Below are 20,428 nucleotides of genomic sequence, written 5' to 3'. Positions count from 1 at the left end.
CTGCTCGCTGCGGGCCGGGCGAGACGCTCTGCTATCGGCAGCGCGGCCGCGTCAGGTGACGTGATCCACTGTTCCACCGCGCTGCCCGGCTGATCCCGCCCATCGCCTTCACGACGGCGGAGGCTTCGGCAACCGTGTCACCGCCGGCGTCACCGTCGAGGTCAGCCGCCGACAGGGTACCGGCTGGTGATCGCGACGCGGTTGAAGGCGTTCATCACCGTTGCCAGCCAGGCGACCGCCGAGATCTGGTCTGCAGTGAGTACGGCCGCGGCGGCGTTGTACTCCTCGTCGCTGACGTGTCCGTCCGGCACGCGAGTGATCGCCTCGGTCAGGCGGAGGGCGGCGCGGTCGGTCTCGGAGAAGTAGCCGGTCTCTTCCCAGGCGGGCAGCACGGCGATCCGGTCGGGGTTCTCGCCCTTCTTGATGGCATCGCCGGTGTGCATGCGCAGGCAGAACGCGCAGCCGTTGATCTGGGAGGTGCGGATCCTCAACAGTTCGACCAGGAGCGGGTCAAGTCCCGCTGCGGCGGCGGCCTCTTCCACCTGTGATGACAGGGCGATGAGGGTCTTGTAGGGGGCCGGGTGCTGCTTGCCGATGTTGACGCGCTGGGTGTCGGTCATGGTTCGTTCGATTCCTTCATGTGGCGTGCGCCGTGCATTGCGGGCGCGCGTCCTGGTGGCGGGCGCTGTGTGCTTTTGGCAGGGGCAGAGTTCGGGCGGACTGTTGCCGCCCCCTGCGTGCCCCGGGCTATGTCTTCGGGTCGTCGACCTTGAGCTTGTCTCCGGTGTGGGAGACGAAGACGACCAGGAGCTTGGCGGGCTTGGTCCGGCTGGTGTTCTCGGTGAGGACGTGGTGGGCGCCCGGCTGTTCGACCCAGTTCTCGCCCTGGTGGTAGGTGGTCGCGGGCTTGCCGTCGAGCTTGCTGCGCACGGTGCCTTCGAGGACGTAGGCGTAGACGAACGCCTGGCCGTGCCGGTGTGGCAGGGCGCTTGCGTTGGGCGGGAAGTCGACGATCGCCGAGGTGAACGTCTTGCCCTTCACGTTGGGAAGGGCCTGCTGGAGCAGCGGCTTGAGGGTTTCGGTGGGGCGTGTCGATGCCGCGGCCGCAGGCGATGCCATGGCCGCGGTCGTGCCCTTGACATGGGCGGGCTGGTCGGAGGTCGAGCAGGCCGTGGCCGCAGTCAGCGCGGCGACGGCCAGGAAGCCGGTGGCGATTCGCATTCCGATCACGAGGGGTCTCCTGATTCAGTCTTCCGTGACGCGTCTTCCGTGACGCGGATGATCGTCTTGCCCGGTGTGCGCTTGCCGGGGGTGAACGCGGCGGCTGCCTCGGCGAGCGGCCGCACAGCACCGACGACCGGCTTGAGCCGGCCGTCCCTCAGCCGCGTGGCGAGGTCGGCGAGCCGGGCGCGGTCGGGTTCGACGACGAAGAAGACCGCCCGGCCGTCCTTGGGCCGGACCTTGGGCGGCATGACGATGGAGACGAGCGTGCCACCGGCCCGGACGAGGGCGGCCGAGCGGTCGAGGATGTCGCCGCCGAGCACGTCGAACACGACGTCGGCCTCGCCGGCGTCCTCCAGCTTCTCGGCCTGCAGGTCGATGAAGGTGTCGACGCCGAGTGCGCGGGCCCTGTCCCGGTCGCGGGCCCGGCCGGTGCCGATGACGCGGGCGCCGGCCTCGCGGGCGAGCTGTACGGCGATCGAGCCGACGCCGCCCGCGGCACCGTGGATCAGGACGGTCTGGCCTGTGGTGAGGCGGCCGTGGTCGAACAGGCCCTGCCAGGCCGTCAGCCCGGAGATGGGCAGTGCGGCGGCCACGGTGTGGTCGATGTCCGCCGGCAGCGGGGCGAGATTGCGGGCCTCCACCGCGGTGTACTCGGCGAGGGCGCCGTCGCGGGCCCAGTCGGCCAGGCCGAACACCCGCTGTCCGACGCTCAGGCCGGTGGTGCCGTACCCCAGCTCCGCGACGACACCGGACAACTCGTGCCCGGGCACGCTCGGCGTCCGGTCGCGGCCGGCGCGATCGGTCCACGTGGCGGGCCAGTCCAGCTCTCCGGGGGTGAATCCCGCGGCGTGCACCCGCACGATGACGTCGTTCTCGGCCGCGTGAGGGTAGGGCATGTCCGTCAGGGACATCCCGGCAAGACCAGCGTCACGGTCTCGCACAGTGATGGCTTGCATACAGGTCCTTACTGGGAGGGGCGACCCGAGCGCACGGCACACTCGCGCGCCGGGCTCAAAGCGGCTGCAGGTGGATGTATGCCGCTCTGCATGATCGATCTCACCTGCTCGCGCGTATTCCTTCGTCGCCCGTTGTGCGTTCTCAGTAGGGAGACGAGGTGGCCCCTCCGGGTGTGACAGCTCAGACGCGCACGAGTTTGTCGGGGTTCATGACCCTGCGGTACGCGGTGATCAGACCGTCTGTGATCTGCACCGTGTCGACGGAGTAGACCCGGCCTTCCCGGTGGAACACGAGGGCCGGCTCGCCGCCGACCTCGGCGAAGTCGATGCGGTCCGGGTGCCACTGACGCCCCGTACGCACCATGACCTCGGCGACGCGCTCGCCGCCGTGGATGAGCTTGCGTGCCGCCAACGCCTTGCCGCCGCCGTCGGTGACGTAGACCGCGTCCGGGTGCAGGAGCCTGACCAGGCCGGCCAGGTCCCCGGCCTCGTAGGCGGCGCGGAAGACCGCGAGGACACGTTCGCGCTCCGCCTTCGACGCCTGGGGCGTGGCCTCCTTCGCTTTGGCCACCCGTCGTCGTGCCCGCGAGGCGAGCTGCCGGGCCCCCGGCACGGAGACGTCCAGCACTTCGGCAATGCGGCCGAACTCAAGGCCGAAGACATCGTGCAGGACGAAGGCCACCCGCTCCGGCGGGCTCAGCTCTTCCATGATCAGCAGCATCGCCGAACTGACGGACTCGTCGACGAGTACCGGCTGCGAGGCGTCCGGCCCTGTCAGCAGCGGCTCCGGCAGCCACGGCCCGACATAGGTCTCCCGGCGGAAACGGGCACTTTTGAGAATGTCGTACGACCGTCGCGCGGCCACCGTCACCAGCCAGGCCCGCAGATCACCGATGTCCTGCAGATCCGCTCCGGCCGCCCGCAGCCACACGTCCTGGGTGACATCCTCGGCATCGGCCACACTTCCCAGCAGCCGGTAGGCCACACCGAAAACGGCGGGCCGGTGCCTGTCCCATTCGGCTCCGAGCGGGTCGTCCTGCTCAGACCGTCGGGGCTCGTGCCCGTCACCCATACCGATCGCAACCTCCTCCACCTCGCGGCTCCAGCGTAGCTACGCGAACTCGGGATCTTCGAAGACAGCTCCGCTCGACGGCATACGGTTCCGGGCCCGCGCCGGTGTGCCATGGCGGGACGTGCTCGTCGAGTGCGGGCCGTGGGGCCGGATCTACGGCCTGTTTCGCCGGTGGCAGCGAGACGGCACCTGGCACCAGGTTCTCACCCGGCTCCAGGCCCTGGCCGATGCGAAGGGCGCGATCGTGTGGAACCTGAGCGTCGACTCCACCGAGAAGGAATCACCGGGCGGTGTCTTCGACGAGCCCGATGATCACAGAAGCCCTTGTCGATTGTGAGCACGGCAGGGCAGCCGGGGGACTCGCCGCAGGTCGAGTGCGGCATCAATCGCCGGAAGAGACATCGAGCCGTGGCCGTTGGATACGACAAGCTCGCGGTCCGCTACGAGGCTACCGTCCCAGTCGCCGCCATCAACGAGTGGTGGTGACGTACTGGTCCGCCGACAACTCGAACACCCGCACTCGCCGACCGCCGGTGGGATTGACGGTCTCACGGACCGGATGCATCCCCAGTTTGGTCATGATCCGTTCGGAGGCGTCGTTGCCCACTTGAGTGATGCTGACGATCCGCTCCAGCCCCCGCTCTTCGAACCCGAACCGTACAGCGGCCACAGCGGCCTCGGTGGCCAAGCCCTGCCCCCAGTGGGAACGCCCGAGCCGCCAGCCGACCTCAACCGCCGGCAGTACCTCCGGCAAGAAGTTGGGCACCGAAAGGCCGGTGAACCCGGCCAGTTCGCCAGTGGACCGGATCTCCACGGCGAACAGGCCGAAGCCCTGTGACTCCCACTCGCTCTCCCATGCCTGGATCCCGTCGCGAGTCTGCTGTTCGTCACGGACACTGCCGTCACGGATCCACCGCATGACCTCGGGGTCGGCATTGACGGCAGCCATGGGCGCAACGTCTTCCTCGCGCCAGCGACGCAGGATCAAACGGGGAGTCTCAAGCCTGACCATCCAGTCATTCTGGATCACACATGGGCTCTCCGCCATCCTCTCCAGGGCCTGTTGCTCAGAGGGGGGTAAGCGCGCCGATCATCAGGGTGTGTGGGCCCGATTTACCCGGCGGCGGGGTGGGTGCGGGCCAGAAGGAGGGCGATGTCGTCGTCCACCGGACCGTCAGGGGCCAGGGTGTCGACGACCGATGTGCACAGGTCGTCCAGACTGGAAATGGGGCCGGCGAGAGCGGCGCGCAGCCGCTGCAGTCCCCGGTCGACGTCGTGCTCCATCTCGATCAGACCATCGCTGTACAGCGCTATCACGCTGCTGCCCGGTAGCTCCACGTCGGTCGATTCGAAGAAGCCCAGTCCCAGCCCGATGGGCGCACCCGGGGCTACTCCGGCGAAGTCGACCGATCCGTCCGGGAAGATGATCGCGGGCGGGGGATGGCCGGCACTGGACATGGTGCATCGCTGAGATTTCGGGTCGTAAACACCGTAGAGGCAGGTGGCTGCGAAAGCCGATGGTGCGGAGGTGCCGTCGTCGCAACGGTCACGGGCGATGTCGACGGCGAGTTCATCCATGAAACGCAGCAGTTCGGCGGGCGGCAGTTCCAACTTGCTGAACGCACGTGTCGTGGCGCGCAGACGTCCCATGGTCACGGCCGCGTTGATGCCGTGACCGACGACATCTCCCACGACCAAGGCCACGCGGGAATCAGACAGTTGGATGACGTCGAACCAGTCGCCGCCGACGCAGGCATATCTGTCCGCGGGCAGGTAGCGGGTGGCCAGCTCGACTGCGCTGCCGCCCGACAAGTGGTGCGGCATCAGGGCGCGTTGTATCGCCAGCGCGGCGGTTCGCTCTCGGGTGTACCGCAGGGCGTTGTCGATGATCAGTGCGGCACGGGCCGCGAGTTCCTCGGCCAGCGCAAGGTCTGCCCTGCTGAACGGGACCGGGTTCTCGCTGCGCACGAAGACGGAGATGCCGAGCATCGCACCGCGGGCCTGCAGGGGGACGATCATGAGGGAATGCATTCCGGTCTCGCGAATGACCCGGGCCCGATCCGGGTCGTTGTCGAGCCAAGTGCCGGGGGAGGCGTCGAGAACAGGCTCGAAGTAGGACCTGCGATTCCTGAGTACGGCGGCGAAGGGGGATGCCGGCGGAACGTAGACCGGTGTTCCGCGCGCCCAGAGAGACTCGCGAAGATCGTCGTGGATGGAAGCGGCGCCGGCGCGGTAGAAGCCCGGGATGCTCGTATCGGTGGACCTGAGGCGTCTGAGCGGCTCCTTGTCCAGCGGCACGGCCTCGACGAGGTCGATGGTGACGTAGTCGGCGAGCTGGGGTATCGCTGTCTCCGCCAGTGTCTGGCTGGTGACCAACGGGTCCAAATCCGTGCCGAGGCGGCTTTTCGCTTCGTTGAGCAGACGAAGTCCTCCGACTTGCTGGCCGGTGCTGGCCTGCACGGCCGCAGAGCAGACGCCCACTGGTCGACCGTCCGGTTCATCCAGACGGATCAGGGCCACACGGTAGTAACGGTCGGGGGCGCGAGCCTCGGTCGGCCACAGTTCGTACCCGAGGAGCGGCACCCCGTCGCTCAGGACGCGGGCCATGGCGCGTTCCAGACACTCCGGGTGACGAGCGCGGACCACGTCGGTGACATAGCCGCCCAGCTCCGGCTGGGAGCTGTAGATGTCCTGATCGTGAACGCTGTCGTTGAACCAGGTACAGCGCAATTCCCGGTCCCAGATGACCAGGCTGACTGGCGAGTGGTGAAAGAGCGCATTCACCGCAGCCGGATCCAGGCCTGGTCGGCCAAACATGTCAGGGCCCCATACGAGCCAACCCGCGCCGCCGTCAGCGTCCAGAGGAGTGACCTGTAGATCCGCAGTCGCCTCATGGCCGTCGCGGCGGTGGATCCGCACCCGCCCTGACCAGGGGCTGCCGGCGAAGACACGGGAAATCTCAGGGGCGCCGGAAACCAGTAGCCCCTTGGCGGGACGATGAAGCGCTTGGTCAGCCGAATAGCCCCATAGGCGCTCGGCGGCCCCCGTCCACACGGAGACCGTCATGTCGGCACTGATCACCGCCAGAACGTCACCTGGTTGCACAGCTCGCTCTCCAGCTGCGGAGCTCGTAGAACCATCAGTGGACACACTGCCACTATGCCGCGCATGTGCCGCCCCCTCCACGGCAGGGGACCACTGCTCGGCGACCGCAATGACAACGCCTCGTTGGACGTGCCGCCCCCGGCCGATCCCACGGTCGGCCAGGAACAACGCGGCGATCTCGAGTCCGCCCGCGGCTCCCTGGGCGATGTGCAGGACGCCGGTGACCACTGAGAGGGTGAGCGCTAGCTAGGAACAGCCCCGTGATGGACCAGCTCGCCATGAGGGTGGGTACGGCGGCCAGAAACCGGCGCCGGGAATCCTGGGGGTTCCCACCCCGGGGCGCAGGGAGACGGGGGGCGCCGACCGGCGACGCCACCGTCTCGGGGATGAGCCGGATCATCGGCCCCACCACCGAGGCGCCGGCGGCCCGGCCCACACTCGTGCCGACCGCCGTCACCGTGGTCCCTGCCTGCGGGTGTCTCGCCGGGGACAAACCGCCGAGCCCGGGGCCAGCCCACTGATGGCGGTCCCGGTGGCGACGCCCTGCACCGCCCTTGCGATCACCAGGGACAGGACACCGTCGGCCGTCCAGAGGATCGCCGTACTGGCCGCCGCCATGAGCAGTGCGGCGAGCAGCGCCGGACGGCGTCCCAGGCGGTCGCTCGCGGCACCGTACGCGGTGAAGACGACCGTCACCATGGAGACCGAGGAGTCCCAGCGCTCACGGTAGAGGGAATAGATCGGCGAGAGTGCACTCGCAGCCGCCATCAGCACGGCGCTGGTGACCGTCAGAACGGTGAAGCGGCGCGTCGTCCTGGACCGGGAAGTCTCTGCCGCCGGGTCACTGCGGCCAGGGCGCCTCGGTGATGCGCTCGATGACGGAGGTGCGGTGGAAGCCGGGAACGAAGCGTTCCAGGTAGTCCGCATTGACGGTCCCGTACGTGGTGTCCGGACGGTCCTTGAGCCCCTCGACGAACGCCTGCACGAATTCCTTCTTGAAGTTTCCGCGCGGGTGAGCGGCGACGATCTCGTCCACCTGGTCGCCCTCCAGTCCGTCCAGGCCCCAGCCGACCACGTCGGTCAGGACACCGTAGTTCGTGGCAGCGATCTCCGGGCCCATCCGGCCGGGAATGCCCGGCGTCGTGTGCAGCGCGATCGCCGTCCAGACCACGTCGGCGGCGCCCTTGGAGAAGCCGCGGTCGAGCAGGAACTTGCGCGCGTGGTCGGCGCCGTCGAGCTCGAAACGCTGTTCCTCCTCGGAGAACGGGGTCAACAGGCCCGTGTCGTGAAACATCGCGGAGATGTAAAGCAGCTCGGGATCGGGCTCCAGGCCCAACTCGCGCGCGTGCAGGGAGGCGAAGAGAAAAACACGCCGGGAGTGATGGAAGATCAGGGGTGTGGTCGTTTCCCGGAGGCGGCTCGTGGCCTCCGCCACTGCCGAGGTCTCGGGGATTTCCACCCCTGCGATGATGACGGTCATGCGTCCGCTCTTTCCGATGCGATCTTTTAGGACTGGACTGTGCGTCCGAAGTCCACAGTGCCGACCATGCGGACTTCGGTTCCGCATCGGTCCGGCCGTGAACCACTCATATCCAGCCACTTCAGGATGGGACTGCGAGCTCTGACACGCATCGGACAGCGCCCCTCGCCCAATCGCGCTGGTGTCGGCGTCCGGGGCCTACGGCGCCTCCTTGATCGGCATGCGCACCGCCAACGGCAACGCCGTCACGCAACCCGCCCCAGCGCACTCGCCGCCGGCATCCGAAGACGGACTCCCTGCCGGCACCTGTCGGCACCACGTGCGTCAACCGCGCGCGCCAAGGCTTCCTGAACGGGTCGAGGGGACCGATGTCGTGGTCGATGTGTGGTTCATGGTCGCTTCCATCGTCAGGCCGCGGACGGAGCGGTCCGGGAAGAGACGTGTCCGGCCGGTGCGGGAAACGGCGGGGTCGGCGTTCCGCACCTGACGACCGGGCGGCTCGTCGTACCGGCGTGCGGTGCCGGGCGGTGGCCTCCCGGCACAGGTCCCGGCCGATCCACACCGCACCAGGGACGAGGCCTTCTCCGGGCCTTCCGCTTCCTGGCGGTACATGGGGTCCGGAACGCTGCGGTCGATCGGCATCGTGCACTCGTCGCGTTCGGTCACGTCACCAGACTCTGTGTTCGTGCCACGCCACGGGCGGGTTCTGGTTACGGTCGAGAGCTGTAAAGAAAACCCGGCCTTGCCCTGCCCGGCGTCCGTTAAAGCCGCAGCGGGCAGCGGGCAGCGGTTCGCGTAGTGTGCTCGTGCTGCGGGGGAGCGCGGATGGGCACCCCGGTTTCGGCCGGCTTGTGTGTTCGGAAGGGATGAGATGGCGAGGGCGAAGACGACGCGTGACGGTGAGCGGTCCGACGGGCGCCGGGGTCGCTCGGGCGCGGAGCCGGTCGCCTCCGTCGGCGGACGGCCCCGGGATCCGGCCATCGAGGAGGCGATCATCCAGGCCACGCGCAAGCGGCTGGCCACCGATGGCTACACCTCCATGACGATCGGGGACATCGTCGCGGACGCCGGCGTCACACGGCCGACTCTCTACCGGCGGTGGGCGAACAAGTACGACCTTGTCATCGATGCCCTGGAGTATGGATTGCGCAAGCAGCGCGAGGCCTACCCTCCGCTGGACATGGAGCAGCTGACCCCGCGCGAGGCGCTCGTCGAAGCGGTGCGGCGTCTCGACCCCCGCTACCACAACGAGCGGGCCATGGCCCTGCACGGCAATTTCATGGCCGAGGTGGAGCGGGCGCCCGGCCTGCTGGACCAGCTGCGCGAGCACGGGGTGCATCCCCGCTGTGAGGAACTGCTGATGACGCTCGTCTCGCTGCAGCGCCGCGGCGCCGTGCGCGAGGACGTGGACCTGGACATGGTCGTCACCCTGTGCTTCGGAAGCTACTTCGCCGACTACCTCAGGACCGGCCGTGAGGTCGACGCCGGCTTCGCGGAACGGGTCGTCGCCGCGCTCTGGCCGACGCTCTGCGTGGACGGAGAAGCCCGACCCGCCTGACATCCCCGGCCCCTCACCCTGGTACCGAGAAACCGGCCCACCTTTCGTTACAGCTATTGACTGTAACGTAAAGCAGATGCATCGTTCTCGGGGGACACCCAGTAGCCACACGAGAGGATTCCGCATATGAGTGCGGACAGCCGCAGGGCACTGATCGAGCGCAGTATCCCGTTCCTGGCCGAGGTCAGGAACCGTACGGCCGGCAAGGACCTCGAGAGCTGGCTGAACACCACCTACGGTGCCGGCAGCGAGCTGTACCTGGACCTGGCGCGCCTGATCAAGATCGGTGTCCTGGAGGAGGGCTGGGCGGCGAACATCGAGGTCGACGGCGCCCGCTACCGCCGGAGCATCATCGCCGAACCGACGGCCGAGACCCACTACTTCAGCATCACCGCCGTCTACATGGACAGCGTCGAGCGCTACCGGGGCCAGTACCACGCGCACCCGTACGGCGAACTGAACCTCGTCGTCCCCATCGACCCCGGAGCCGAGCTCGCGGGGCCCCACGGCTGGCAGGGGCCGGGCTGGACAGCACCCGCCCCGGGCAGTCACCACTACCCGGAGGTACGGGGAGGAGCGCTGATCGCCCTCTTCTACCTGCCCGCCGGACGCATCTCGTACGACATCCGACCTCCGCGGACCGCCGGTGCAGCCGCCTAGGCCGGCGCCACAGGAGCAGGAACGGCCCGGCGGCCAGCCGCGGACCGGGGCCGGCGTTCCGTGGGCCGTGCGTCAACCCGTGCGTAGCAGGGGTCTGCAGGCGCTCGATCACGAAAGCCGGGTGCCGACCGTCTCCGAGATCGCTCGTGGGGCCGCCGGCCTACCGGCGGAGCACCACCCGGTCGCCTGGCTCCCGGGCGTCGGTTTCCGGGAGCGCGCCGAAGGACATCGGGTCGTCTTGCGCGACATCGGTCCGGCGACGCATCACTCACATCCAGAGGCCTGAGGAAGAGAACTGTGAGCTCCGGGACGCCACACCGGGTCGCCCTCCTCGTCTACGACGGGGTGAAACTTCTGGACGTCGCCGGTCCCGCCGAGGTGTTCGCCGAGGCGAATCGACTCGGTGCCGACTATCGGATCGCTGTGCTGTCGGCGACCGGCGCCGACGTCAGGTCTTCGGTCGGCATACGGATCGCCGTCGACGGCAGCCCCGCCTCCGAACCGGCCCCGGATACGTTCGTGGTGCCAGGCGGGGACGTCTATCCCAGGACACCCATCGCGCGCGAGCTGGTCGAGGCTGCGAGGGACCTGGCGGTCCGCTCCCGCCGTGTCGCCTCCGTCTGCTCCGGGGCGTTCGTCCTCGGTGCCATCGGCCTGCTGGACGGAAAGCGTGTTACCACCCACTGGAAGGTCGCGGGCGAACTCGCCGCCCGGTGCCCGAAGACCCACGTGGAGCCCGACGCCATCTACGTGCGCGACGGCACCACGTTCACGTCGGCGGGCGTCGCCGCCGGCGTCGACCTGGCGCTGGCTCTCGTGGAGGAGGACCACGGGTCCGAGCTGAGCCGGGACGTCGCACGCGCCCTGGTGGTCTACCTGCAACGCGCGGGCAGTCAGTCGCAGTTCTCCGCCCCGCTGAGGGTCCGCCACCTCGGTCTCCCGCCCTGCGCACAGTCGTCGAGCGGGTCTTGGCGGATCCCGCGGGGAACCACTCCCTCGGCGAACTCGCCGAGCATCTCCATGTCAGCGCCCGCCATCTCACACGACTGTTCCGCGAGGAGCTGTCCACCACGCCGGCCCGGTACGTCGAGTCGATCCGGCTCGACCTCGCGAAGTCGTTCCTCGACCAGGGGCACACCGCGACGCAGGCAGCCGCCCTGGCGGGATTCCCGAGCTACGAGAGTCTGCGCCGAGTGTTCGTACGGGAGTTGTCCATCAGTCCCGCCGCCTATCAGCGCCGCTTCCGCACCACTCGCCGCGCACGGACGGGGAGGTGACCGCAGGTGGGGCCACCAGCCATGGTGAAGCCCGCCGAACCGGATGCAGGACCGCGCCCCGCCACCGGGAGGATCCGGGCTGCGATCAGGAGTTGTCGGACTCGTGGGCAGCGGTGAGCCGCGCGCCGGCGAAGAGATGCTTCGGGTGCATGCTCAGCCGCTACTGAGCTCGGCCCCGGGGCACCGAGCTCACCGCGGAGGCGGCCGGCATGGCTCGCCATTCCAGGTAGGGGCTTGCCGGGGGCGACCAGGTCAGCGCCCTCGACGCTGTGCGGCTTGCCAAGTCTCCAGTGCTTGTGTCCCTGTACGGCCTCGGCCGCCTTGCGGAGTTCTGTCCGCCTCCACGACGCAATGCGAAATACGTATAGAACATGCATGCCTGATGATAGGGTCCGCGTTATGGGTATGAGCCTGGAGGAGCGGGTGCGGTCGGCTGTGGCGGCGCTGCTGCATGCGGCCGGTGAGTCGCAGACTGATCTCGCCGCCGATCTGGGGGTGAGTCAGGCTCAGGTGAGTCGGCGTCAGTCGGGTTCCGCCGCTTGGAGCCTGGCCGACTGTGACGCGGTCGCCGCGCACTACGGTATCGATGTCCTTGATCTTCTGGCGGGACCCACCCGGGCTGCGGAGGCGCTGCCTGCCGAGCGTCGCCGCGTTACCGGCCGCCGTGCTGCCACCGCAGGCGCTGCGAGCGCCGACGAAGGAGTGTGATGACGGACTTCGGTGCGATCGACGCGCTGCTGGCGGGGGCCAAGAGGGAGGTGGCGCTGCCGCCGGTCGAGGAGCGGCGTGCCCTGCGTGAGGCGCTGAACGTCTCGCGCGTCCAGCTTGCGCAGGCCCTGGGGGTAAGCCCGTCCACGGTCGGGGGTTGGGAGTCGGGGCGGGACCCGAGTGGCGAAGTGCGGGAGACGTACGCGTACTTCCTCACAGGTGCGCGGACCAAACTGGCCGCCGAGGAGCCCCCGAGGGCGCCGGCCGACGAGCGCGAGGACATCGTGCCTCCGCAAGCCGAGCAGGACCTCGGCTCGGGTGACGATGTCGAGAAGCTCGCCACACCCCGGCCGTGCGTGCTGTGCGGGCAGCCCGCCCACCACGAGGTCGCGGGGTTCCCCCAGCATCTGGACCCCGACGACTGCGGCACCGCCAAGCCCCCGCCTGCGATCGGGCCCGCTGTGCCGGAGGAGCCGGCTCCGCCCAAGCAAGCCGGGCGTCCGGAGCCCGCCGGCCGCACCGGGCAGCAGGAGCGCGGGGTGAGGGTTGTGCCTGTCGGCCGCCGGCTGACGACCGCCGACGCCCCAGACCTGGTCGGCTCCGCCGTTGCGGCCGCGCTCGCCGAGCATTCCGGCGATGTGGAGGCGGCGACCACTGCGCTGGTGAAGCGGGCGATCCCGGACGCGATGGCTCTGCTGGACCACAGCCGCAAGGGCGGCCGGTACGAGGTGGTCGCGCATCCATGGCTGCCCGACGTCCTGCGCAAGCAGTCCTCCCGCGGCGCCGACCAGATCTGGGAGGCCCGGCCCAAGTGGGCGAGGCCCGAACTGCCGCCGGGGGAGCACGAGGTCACCGCGCTCGACGTCAACGGCGCCTATCTGAGTGCGCTCAAGACCCACCTGCCGCTCGGCCAGCTGGAGCACTCCACGGGTAACCATCACGACCGGCGCCGCGCCGGCGTGCATCTGATCACCCCGCCCGACTGGGCACACGACGCCTACCTGCCGAACCCGATCGGCAGCCGGGACGAGCCGGGCCCGCTGTGGGTGACCGAATCCACCCTGCGCCTGCTGCTGCGGATCTCGGGACCGAAATACGGGCTGTGTGACCCGCCGGAGATCCACGAGTCGTGGACGTCCGGGGCCACGGAGGGCCTGCTGGAGAAATTCCGCGTCGCCCTGAAAGATGCCCGGGACCGGGCGATCGCCGAGGGCGACGAAGTGACGCTGGAGTATGTCAAGGCGATGTACTCGAAGTTCGTCTCCACGCTGGGGGAGTCGAACTACAACCGGGAACTGTACCGTACCGACTGGATGCACATCATCCGCTCACAGGCCTTCGCGAACCTGTGGTGGAAGGCCCACCGCGCGTACGACGAGGGCCTGATGGTCGTCCGAGCGATGGGTACCGACGAACTCCACGTCATCGGCAACTGGCGTGCGGTGTTCCCCGAAGGCCGCGGCGTCGCCGAGGTCAAGGTCAAGGACGTATACCGCGTCGGCACTCCCGACACGACCGACTAGGCAATCAGCGACGGCCGTATGGAAATGCTGGGGCGACGGGCCGTTTCAGCCCTCAATTCCTGTATGGTTGATCATTGGAATTGGGGCTCCTGAGTGTCCGTCAATGGTTCGTGGGGCGAGGGGTAGAAGGTGCCGGATAGGAATATCGAGTTCGGCAGATACGGGGCCAGCGGGGTCAAAGGGCATGAAGCGGTGGCGCGTCAGCTTGATGCGTTGGCCAATTTCATTGCAACCCCGGTCTCGCAGCGGCGTGGCTTGCTTGCGCGGCTGCACTATCTCACGCGGACCGATCGCTCCCGTCGGGCGGCCCGTGAGGTCGGTCTCACCGTCAGCGACCGGACGGTCAAGGCGTGGCTGGAGGGCAGGCGCAGCCCGTCGAAGAAGAATCTCCAGGCCATCGAGGTCGCTTACCGTTCGGTACGTCGTCACAATGTGGCCAGGTATCTGCTGGCTCGATTGAACCGCCAGGGCCGTGGAACGCGTGTTGAGTTCCACCCGCTCAACCAGTCGCAGGTTCCCCGCCCTCGCCAGCGGGCCTTGTCGTTCCGCACACTCAACGTGCGCCACTGGGATCGGATCGTGGAGGCATGGGCCAACGACGACGACGAGGCTCTGGACGAGGCCTGGGTCAGCGACGCGGTGGTGGACCTCGGCTCCGAATGGGGTCAGTACGAGTACGTCACCACCATCGGATTCGCTGCCTGACGCCGGGAATCAGCCCCTGGTTGCGGCCATATGCCCTGCCTGTGACTGCTGTGCTCTGACGGCTCGTTGATGCGAGCCGCGGACAGCTGCGAGCTCCGTTGGCAGCAGCGAACGACGACTCACGCATGCATAAGCTGAACCAGCAGTCCCGTCCCCGCTGAGAGGCAGCACGCCGATGACACAACTGCTACACCGTGCCACCGCCCCGCAGGTTCACGTGGACGCCACCACCGTCGACCTTGCTGGGGAGGAATTGGTGGTGGAGTTTGAGCCGGAGTGGACCGTTAACGCCCTTGTCGAAGCCGACCCTGACGGCGACGGAGCACGCATCCTGTGCGGGCAGGAGATCGGAAGCGTCGCAGTCACCGCGGAATTGTGGGGCAGCGCCCCGCCGTTGGACACTGAAGGCTGGCAGGACGTGTCCGAGGTGTCCGTCACCTGGCGGTCCGCCTTTATCGACTTCGGCACGACAGACCAGGGGAGCGATCCCAACAAGCGGCTTGACCTGCCCGGGCCCGGCGACTACCGGCTGCGTGTCCACGGCTGCAACCGTGACGACGGTGACCCCCGCGACGATGCCGACGCCATTGAGGAGTACTTGATCCAGGTCTGGCCCGCCCCGATCGCCGAACCCACCGTACACAAGGCCACCAGCCAGACCTTCGCATACTGGAGCAGCTAGGACGCGCCGGCAGTGGATCTTGGGACGTCCGCCGACATGGGCCGGACGGCAGCTGATCGACGGCATACGGCCCCAATCCCTCCGACGCAAATCAAGCCCGCCCGCACCCGCGGCATCCTCGACGCGCTGAACACCGCATGCATCCGCTGCTGGGCGGACAGGCCTACCGAGGCGTCGGCCCGCCATCTACGTTCCCCACCGCGGCCGCTGGAACATGCTCTCCGCAGGCCAGCAGGAGGTCAACCGGGCCCACGCGAAGATCCGCGCGGTCGGCGAGCAGGCCATGGTCACCGTCAAGAACTGGTGGCTCTGGAGAACGAGCCTTCGCACCGCCGAATACCTGGCCACTGCTGCGGCGGGCCAGTTGCTCCACCCGCCGCATCGGCACCATCGTCCAGGCTGTTCGCCCTCTTCTGACCTGACCCTATGAGGGCCGGGCCCCCTTCCGTGCTCAGTCGGGCGATGCCTATCGTCCGGGTATCGACGGGCTCGGGAAGGAGGCCCTCAATGTCTGTCTACGTCGGTATCGATGTGCACCGCAAGCGGTCGCAGATCGCGGTCCTCGACCAGGAGGGCACGGTTCGAATCAATCGGAACGTGCCCAACGGGGTCGAGACGGTGCTCTCGGTGATCGGGGATCTACCGATCGGCACTCCGGTCGCGTTCGAGGCCGCCTATGGCTGGGGCTGGCTGGTGGAACTGCTGGAGGACTACGGCTACCAGCCGCATCTGGTGCATCCGCTGCAATGCAAGGCCATCGCCTCCGCCAGACTCAAGAACGACAAGGTCGACGCAGCCACGCTGGGCCGGCTGTTGCGTGCCGACCTCCTGCCGGAGGCATGGATCGCGCCGTTGTGGGTGCGTCAGCAGCGAGCCCTGCTGCGCCACCGCTTCCAGCTGGTACGTCTGCGGACGCTGCTGCGCAACCGGGTCCACGCGGTACTCGCGGATCTCGGCCACGACCGAGCCGGCTCGGTCTTCACCGGACCAGGGCGGGTCTGGCTCGCCTCGCTCGAGCTGCCGGACGCCTCCCGCCACGTGGTCGACGACCTGCTGCAGCTGATGGACGCGCTGCAGATCCCCATCGACGCCCTTGACGTGCGGCTTGCCGCGCACGCCCGCGGTGACCCTCGGGTCAAAGTTCTCACTGCCCTGCCGGGCGTGGGCCCGCTCACCGCGCTGGTGATCCTGGCCGAGGTCGGCGACGTCACCCGTTTCCCCTCCGCACGCAAACTCGCCGCCTGGGCCGGACTCACCCCGACCGTGCGCGGCTCGGACCTCATCGTCCGCCACGGCCACATCTCCAAGCAGGGAGACGCCTGGCTGCGGTGGATCCTGTGCGAAGCCGCACAAACCGCCAAGCGTCACCCGGACTTCGCCGACACCTACCACGCCATCACCGCCCGCCGCGGCAAGAAGATCGCCACCACCGCCATCGCCCGCAAGCTTCTTACCCGCGCCTACCACCTCCTCCAAGCCGCCGAAGCGCAGCCGCAGCGCAAGAAACGACCCGCGCGATGAATCCCTCCCACACCGGCCGCCCGCAGACCCCCGGGGTGAGCTCGCATCTCTTGCATGAGACGGCCTCGCCGCGCTCGATGACCTGACTGAGCAGCCCCGGCCCCGGACCACGGTCATGGCGCCGACCACACAGGCCAGACGCCGAATGGGTGCTTGTGAACCCCACGCCGACCACGTCACTCCGGGAGCCAATCCCACGCGAACGACCAGTTGCGGACCGCAACTTCACGCCAGGAATCTCCAACGCCCCCGGAATGGCTCGACAGTCAAAACCCGAGGTCAGGGACCCATTACGCGCTTGACAAGCCCGGCCCTCATGGGTGCACGTATTCAGGATTGAAGAGATTCAGTGCTCGCAGAGGGAGAATTCTCGCTCGTAGAGCTGCTCGTTGTGTTCGTCGACGAAGAACTTGCGTTCCTGCATGACTTGTTCGCGGTAGCTCTTGGCCTGTTCAAGCGTCATGGTCGAGGTGTCGGACCACGGTTGTTGCGGCAGAACATCGGATGTCGAAACGATCGTTTCCGACGCATTTGGCTCCGCATCTACCCATCTCACGCAGCTCAGCTACCGCCGTCGGCGGGCCGCTGATGCCCGCACGGCACCAAGTCACCGTTCTTGTCGAAGACCTCGGCGTCATGCCCCGCGTTCACTCACACCGTGATGCCCTGATCATGCACGACCACGTTGAACGGCGACTGCTCCGGCTCCGCCTCGGTCACCACCGGGAACTCCTCACCCGGACGCATCCAGTGATCCGTTCCCCACGGCTCGACCCACAGGCAGACCATGTCGCTGGTCTCGTTGCTCATGCTGGTCTTGGACACGCTCGACCCTGACCAGGAACATGATCGCCCGGTCAAGTCCTGCCGGGCATGGCGCAAAACGACGCCACAGGCGTGAAGGGCCGCAGCCGCTCGGAGGCAGCGGTGCAGCGGCCCTTCGGGCTCATCCCCGGCAGCCGTACGGGCTCAACCCAGGTCGAAGGTGTTGGGCAGTCCCAGCCGATGACGCACCTCGTCGACCCGCTTCAGGGGCTCCAGTTCCGGCGGGCGGAACAGTTCCCAGACGCGACACCGCTCGGCGCTCGAATTGTCCGCGTCGAGAAGGGCGTTGACCGCTCGCCGTGCGGACTCGTTGGCGCCCTCCATCGTCGCCAGGTCCACGTCCGTACGGACGTAGTCGCCAGCGAGGAAGAAGTTCGCCACCCTGGTGCGGGCCGAGGGCCGGTTGTAGAGAGTGCCCGTGGGGTGGATGAGGAGTTGCTCGCGGTTGCGCGGGTCGGGGCCGCCGAGACCCGTCACGGCCGGGTCCATGAACCAGCCGAGCCGGTCCTCGTCGGTGAGGGTCGTCTTGGCCGAGTCGTTCAGTCCGTCCTGCAGCTGGGCCCAGAGTTCGGCGACGATCTCGTCCTTGGTGCACTCGCGGGCGGTCTTGCCGTACAGGATGCCGGGTTTGTCCCACTCGGAGATGATCGTGGACAGGCAGTCATGGGCCCGTCCGTCCCCGTAGTCGCGCGAGAAGTCGCGTACGTCCCAGAACTGGGACTGTCCGATGCCGGTCACGGCCCAAGGCGAGTCGAGGCAGTTGATGTGCCCGTGCACGACAGGGGTGGGCGAGCGCAGATAGAACATCACGCCTGTCATCCAGTCCGTCTTCAGCGCGTCGCACCGGCCCAGCTGCGGGTCGGCCGCGCGCAGGGCCTGGCCCCAGGTGACGCGGGCGTGTTCGACGGGCATCGCCGAGACGTAGTGGTCGGCGGTGACCGTGCGCTCCGGCCCGCCGTCGCGGGGCGCGACACGGACGCCGGTTACGCGGCCGCCCTCGTACAGCACCTCCCGAACCTCAGTGCCGAGCACGAACTCGACGCCGAGCGAGCGCAGATACCGCTCCCAGGGATCGATCCAGGCCTCGCTCGTCGGGGCGTTGAGGACCCGGTCGACGTCGGCGTCGCCGTCCATGCCCCGGCCGAGCAGGCCCCACAGGAGCAGGGCCTCGATGATGACGCGGCCGACCGTTCGCGTGGAGGCGATCTCGGCGCGGGTGGCGACCAGATTGCGGGTCTGGCCGATGCCGAGCAGCACCTGGTACTCGGCGCTCATCTCGCCGGCCCGGATGAAGTCCCACCACGCAGTCTTCTCCCACTGGTCCTCACGGCGAGCGTCGCAGCTGGTGAGGTGGACGAGCAGACGGTCGGCGAAGTAGGCGGCCTCGTGGGCGGGCAGCCGGGTGCCGAGGTCGAGGACGGACAGGATCTGGTCGCGCAGCCAGGCCGGGGTGATGTCACCGGGCGCTGGCGGGGTGGTGACCCGGCGCAGGGGGAAGTGCAGGTCCGGGCGGCCGGAGCCGCGCGCGAACAGCGCCTCGGTACCGCTGCGGAGGTTGTCGTGGACGCCGCCGGCGTTTCCGGGGAAGGGGATGCGGCGCATGGTGTCCGGCAGGTTCCGGTAGAAGCCGGGGAAGAACCGGAAGCCGTGCTCCGCGGGAAGCGGGGCGCGACCGCCGGCGGCAGTGCCGGGTACGTCCATGGAGCGGGCCTTGCCGCCGAGGGCGTCGTAGTACTCGTAGACGGTGACGGCGTAGCCGCGTTCGGCGAGTTCATGGGCGGCGCTGAGGCCGGAGACGCCGCCGCCCAGAACGGCGACGCGTTTCTCGGACGCCGCGGCCGCGGCGCTCCCGGCGGACCATAAGGCGGTCGCCGCGACCGCTCCGCCGGCGACCGTCGCCCCGGCGGCGGCCAGGAAACGTCTGCGGGAGTGTCCGGCGCTCTCCTCGGACTGCTGCGCGTGTTCTGTTGTCATGTGAACCGGAGCGTAGGGAGAGGCTCCGGGAGCCGGAACCCTGTTCCCCCGCCACCCACAGCATCCTCACAATCAGGAGACACCCTCATGCCCAGCGCGTTCGTCCAAGGCTGGCCCGCCGCGTCAACCGCTCCCAGCGGAGATCCGGCGCGGATCGGTGCGCCGGTCGCCTCCCGGTCAGGGTGTCCCTTGGCTGCCTCATCGCACCGAATGGCGCAATCATGACAACCCCCACAGGACGGAGTGTGCCCTCCGGGGAAAAGCTGGATGTACGGAAGCGGCCGAGCGGACTGAGGTGATCGCCCATGGCGGACGAGAATGTGGACTACCCGGGTCTCATCGTCCCGGTCGGGCATGTCGAGCCGGTGCCGCGGCGTATCCGTGCACAGGTCGGCGGCCGGTGCGCATTCGACACCCGGCACGCGCTGTACGTATGGGAGTGGCCCGGGTACCCGCAGTACAGCATCCCGCTGCGGGATATGGTCGAGGGCGTCCTGAGCGACGACGGCCGTGCCGGCCGGCTGGGCCCCGGCCCGGCACGGCGGCACTCCCTGCGGGTCGGTTCGGAGGTCCGTGAGGGTGCGGCGTGGGTCTGGAGTGAGGGAGCCCCGGAGGCACTCATCGACACCGCCCGTTTCCGATGGGACGCGATCGACGCGTGGTACGAGGAGGAAGAGCAGGTCTTCGTGCACCCGAGGAGCCCGTACACGCGGGTGGACGCGCTGCGTTCGTCCAGCAGCGTGCGCGTCGAGGTGGACGGCACCGTCCTGGCGGACGCGCCGTCCTCGGTGAAGCTCTTCGAAACCGGCCTGCCGACCCGTTACTACGTGGAGCGTGCCTATGTCGACTGGACCCTACTGCGTTCCTCGGACACGGTGACGGCGTGCCCGTACAAGGGCAGGACCAGCGAGTATTGGTCGTTCGCGGGCGGGGCCGTCGTCCATGACGATGTCGCCTGGGCGTACGACTTCCCGACGGTGTCGTGCGCCGCCATCGCGGGCATGGTCGCCTTCTACAACGAGCACGTCGACCTGTACGTGGACGGCGTCCTGCTCCCACGGCCCACCGCCCTCTCGCGGGCTCAGTGGGACAAGCAGCAGCGGGCACATTCCTGAACCGCTCGCCGACGCCGGTGCGGTGCTCAGCGGCCGCATAGAG

Annotated in this window: 20 protein-coding genes and 3 pseudogenes; 12 read left to right on the top strand and 11 right to left on the bottom strand. The window is 68.5% G+C overall.

The genetic code is table 11. The features are described 5' to 3' along the window. Nucleotides 1-161: 161 nt before the first annotated feature. The 4 genes from ACQPXS_RS03125 to sigJ form a co-directional block, all read right to left on the bottom strand. Nucleotides 162-620, bottom strand: a complete 459-nt coding sequence (locus ACQPXS_RS03125; protein WP_433446657.1) for a carboxymuconolactone decarboxylase family protein — start codon at nucleotides 618-620, stop codon at nucleotides 162-164. A 127-nt stretch (nucleotides 621-747) separates the two neighbouring features. Further along, the gene (locus ACQPXS_RS03120) at nucleotides 748-1,221 is read right to left on the bottom strand and encodes a cupin domain-containing protein (protein ID WP_433455678.1); all 474 of its coding nucleotides are present in this window, start codon (nucleotides 1,219-1,221) and stop codon (nucleotides 748-750) included. 5 nt (nucleotides 1,222-1,226) lie between these two features. Next, complete coding sequence (locus tag ACQPXS_RS03115; RefSeq protein WP_433446655.1) at nucleotides 1,227-2,180, bottom strand: NADP-dependent oxidoreductase; 954 nt, start codon at nucleotides 2,178-2,180, stop codon at nucleotides 1,227-1,229. 181 nt (nucleotides 2,181-2,361) lie between these two features. Continuing rightward, nucleotides 2,362-3,252 carry an RNA polymerase sigma factor SigJ gene (gene sigJ / locus ACQPXS_RS03110; protein ID WP_433446653.1) on the bottom strand — a complete coding sequence of 297 codons (891 nt, stop codon included), beginning with the start codon at nucleotides 3,250-3,252 and terminating at the stop codon, nucleotides 2,362-2,364. 121 nt (nucleotides 3,253-3,373) lie between these two features. On the opposite strand from sigJ, the gene ACQPXS_RS03105 reads away from it, so the two are divergent. Next, entirely contained in the window at nucleotides 3,374-3,589 is a 216-nt protein-coding gene (locus tag ACQPXS_RS03105; RefSeq protein ID WP_433446651.1) for a hypothetical protein, read from the top strand. Nucleotides 3,590-3,721: 132 nt separating this feature from the next. On the opposite strand, the gene ACQPXS_RS03100 is transcribed toward ACQPXS_RS03105, so the two are convergent. Both ACQPXS_RS03100 and ACQPXS_RS03095 read right to left on the bottom strand, forming a co-directional pair. Then, a complete protein-coding gene (locus ACQPXS_RS03100; protein WP_433455676.1) occupies nucleotides 3,722-4,264 on the bottom strand; it encodes a GNAT family N-acetyltransferase in 543 nt (180 codons plus the stop codon). 101 nt (nucleotides 4,265-4,365) lie between these two features. Continuing rightward, nucleotides 4,366-6,333, bottom strand: a complete 1,968-nt coding sequence (locus tag ACQPXS_RS03095) for a SpoIIE family protein phosphatase (protein ID WP_433446649.1) — start codon at nucleotides 6,331-6,333, stop codon at nucleotides 4,366-4,368. A gap of 87 nt (nucleotides 6,334-6,420) precedes the next feature. Between ACQPXS_RS03095 and ACQPXS_RS03090 the strand changes: the two genes are divergently transcribed. Next, a complete protein-coding gene (locus ACQPXS_RS03090) occupies nucleotides 6,421-6,588 on the top strand; it encodes a hypothetical protein (protein ID WP_433446647.1) in 168 nt (55 codons plus the stop codon). Between the two features lie 222 nt (nucleotides 6,589-6,810). Here the strand turns inward: ACQPXS_RS03090 and ACQPXS_RS03085 are convergent, their stop codons facing one another. Both ACQPXS_RS03085 and ACQPXS_RS03080 read right to left on the bottom strand, forming a co-directional pair. Further along, nucleotides 6,811-7,125: an MFS transporter gene (locus ACQPXS_RS03085; protein WP_433446645.1), complete on the bottom strand. Its 315-nt coding sequence runs from the start codon at nucleotides 7,123-7,125 to the stop codon at nucleotides 6,811-6,813. 73 nt (nucleotides 7,126-7,198) lie between these two features. Further along, nucleotides 7,199-7,837 (bottom strand): HD domain-containing protein, encoded by a 639-nt coding sequence (locus ACQPXS_RS03080; RefSeq protein ID WP_433446643.1) that lies wholly within the window; start codon nucleotides 7,835-7,837, stop codon nucleotides 7,199-7,201. An 871-nt stretch (nucleotides 7,838-8,708) separates the two neighbouring features. Between ACQPXS_RS03080 and ACQPXS_RS03075 the strand changes: the two genes are divergently transcribed. The 9 genes and pseudogenes from ACQPXS_RS03075 to ACQPXS_RS03035 all read left to right on the top strand — a co-directional run bounded on the left by ACQPXS_RS03075 (nucleotide 8,709) and on the right by ACQPXS_RS03035 (nucleotide 16,471). Continuing rightward, a complete protein-coding gene (locus ACQPXS_RS03075; RefSeq protein WP_433446641.1) occupies nucleotides 8,709-9,395 on the top strand; it encodes a TetR/AcrR family transcriptional regulator in 687 nt (228 codons plus the stop codon). A 126-nt stretch (nucleotides 9,396-9,521) separates the two neighbouring features. Continuing rightward, the gene (locus tag ACQPXS_RS03070; protein WP_433446639.1) at nucleotides 9,522-10,055 is read left to right on the top strand and encodes a DUF4863 family protein; all 534 of its coding nucleotides are present in this window, start codon (nucleotides 9,522-9,524) and stop codon (nucleotides 10,053-10,055) included. A gap of 282 nt (nucleotides 10,056-10,337) precedes the next feature. Beyond that, nucleotides 10,338-11,332 (top strand): annotated as a pseudogene (locus ACQPXS_RS03065) (GlxA family transcriptional regulator). Nucleotides 11,333-11,731: 399 nt separating this feature from the next. Beyond that, on the top strand, nucleotides 11,732-12,040 hold the full coding sequence (locus ACQPXS_RS03060) for a helix-turn-helix domain-containing protein (RefSeq protein WP_356316239.1): 309 nt from the start codon (nucleotides 11,732-11,734) through the stop codon (nucleotides 12,038-12,040). Further along, on the top strand, nucleotides 12,040-13,563 hold the full coding sequence (locus tag ACQPXS_RS03055) for a helix-turn-helix domain-containing protein (protein ID WP_433446636.1): 1,524 nt from the start codon (nucleotides 12,040-12,042) through the stop codon (nucleotides 13,561-13,563). The genes ACQPXS_RS03060 and ACQPXS_RS03055 overlap by 1 nt, the downstream gene beginning before the upstream one ends. 129 nt (nucleotides 13,564-13,692) lie before the next feature. Further along, nucleotides 13,693-14,268: a transcriptional regulator gene (locus ACQPXS_RS03050; RefSeq protein WP_365335016.1), complete on the top strand. Its 576-nt coding sequence runs from the start codon at nucleotides 13,693-13,695 to the stop codon at nucleotides 14,266-14,268. A 217-nt stretch (nucleotides 14,269-14,485) separates the two neighbouring features. Further along, entirely contained in the window at nucleotides 14,486-14,950 is a 465-nt protein-coding gene (locus ACQPXS_RS03045; protein WP_433446634.1) for a hypothetical protein, read from the top strand. A 311-nt stretch (nucleotides 14,951-15,261) separates the two neighbouring features. After that, a pseudogene (locus ACQPXS_RS03040) lies at nucleotides 15,262-15,372 on the top strand (IS5/IS1182 family transposase); the annotation flags it as partial. 85 nt (nucleotides 15,373-15,457) lie between these two features. Continuing rightward, complete coding sequence (locus ACQPXS_RS03035; protein WP_433446551.1) at nucleotides 15,458-16,471, top strand: IS110 family transposase; 1,014 nt, start codon at nucleotides 15,458-15,460, stop codon at nucleotides 16,469-16,471. A 346-nt stretch (nucleotides 16,472-16,817) separates the two neighbouring features. Here ACQPXS_RS03035 and ACQPXS_RS03030 read toward each other — a convergent pair. The 3 genes and pseudogenes from ACQPXS_RS03030 to ACQPXS_RS03020 form a co-directional block, all read right to left on the bottom strand. Then, nucleotides 16,818-16,997 (bottom strand): annotated as a pseudogene (locus ACQPXS_RS03030) (DUF4246 domain-containing protein); the annotation flags it as partial. A 125-nt stretch (nucleotides 16,998-17,122) separates the two neighbouring features. After that, entirely contained in the window at nucleotides 17,123-17,296 is a 174-nt protein-coding gene (locus ACQPXS_RS03025) for a hypothetical protein (RefSeq protein WP_433446632.1), read from the bottom strand. 144 nt (nucleotides 17,297-17,440) lie between these two features. Next, nucleotides 17,441-19,270 carry a hydroxysqualene dehydroxylase gene (locus ACQPXS_RS03020; protein ID WP_433446630.1) on the bottom strand — a complete coding sequence of 610 codons (1,830 nt, stop codon included), beginning with the start codon at nucleotides 19,268-19,270 and terminating at the stop codon, nucleotides 17,441-17,443. A gap of 305 nt (nucleotides 19,271-19,575) precedes the next feature. On the opposite strand from ACQPXS_RS03020, the gene ACQPXS_RS03015 reads away from it, so the two are divergent. Next, nucleotides 19,576-20,385, top strand: coding sequence for a DUF427 domain-containing protein (locus tag ACQPXS_RS03015; RefSeq protein ID WP_433446628.1), 810 nt, complete (start codon nucleotides 19,576-19,578; stop codon nucleotides 20,383-20,385). The last annotated feature ends 43 nt before the right edge of the window (nucleotides 20,386-20,428 follow it).

This window comes from Streptomyces sp. CA-142005, assembly GCF_050942335.1.
Lineage (GTDB): Bacteria > Actinomycetota > Actinomycetes > Streptomycetales > Streptomycetaceae > Streptomyces.
The sequence above is the reverse complement of the archived record's forward strand: the minus strand, read 5'-3'. Positions and strand labels throughout refer to the sequence as shown.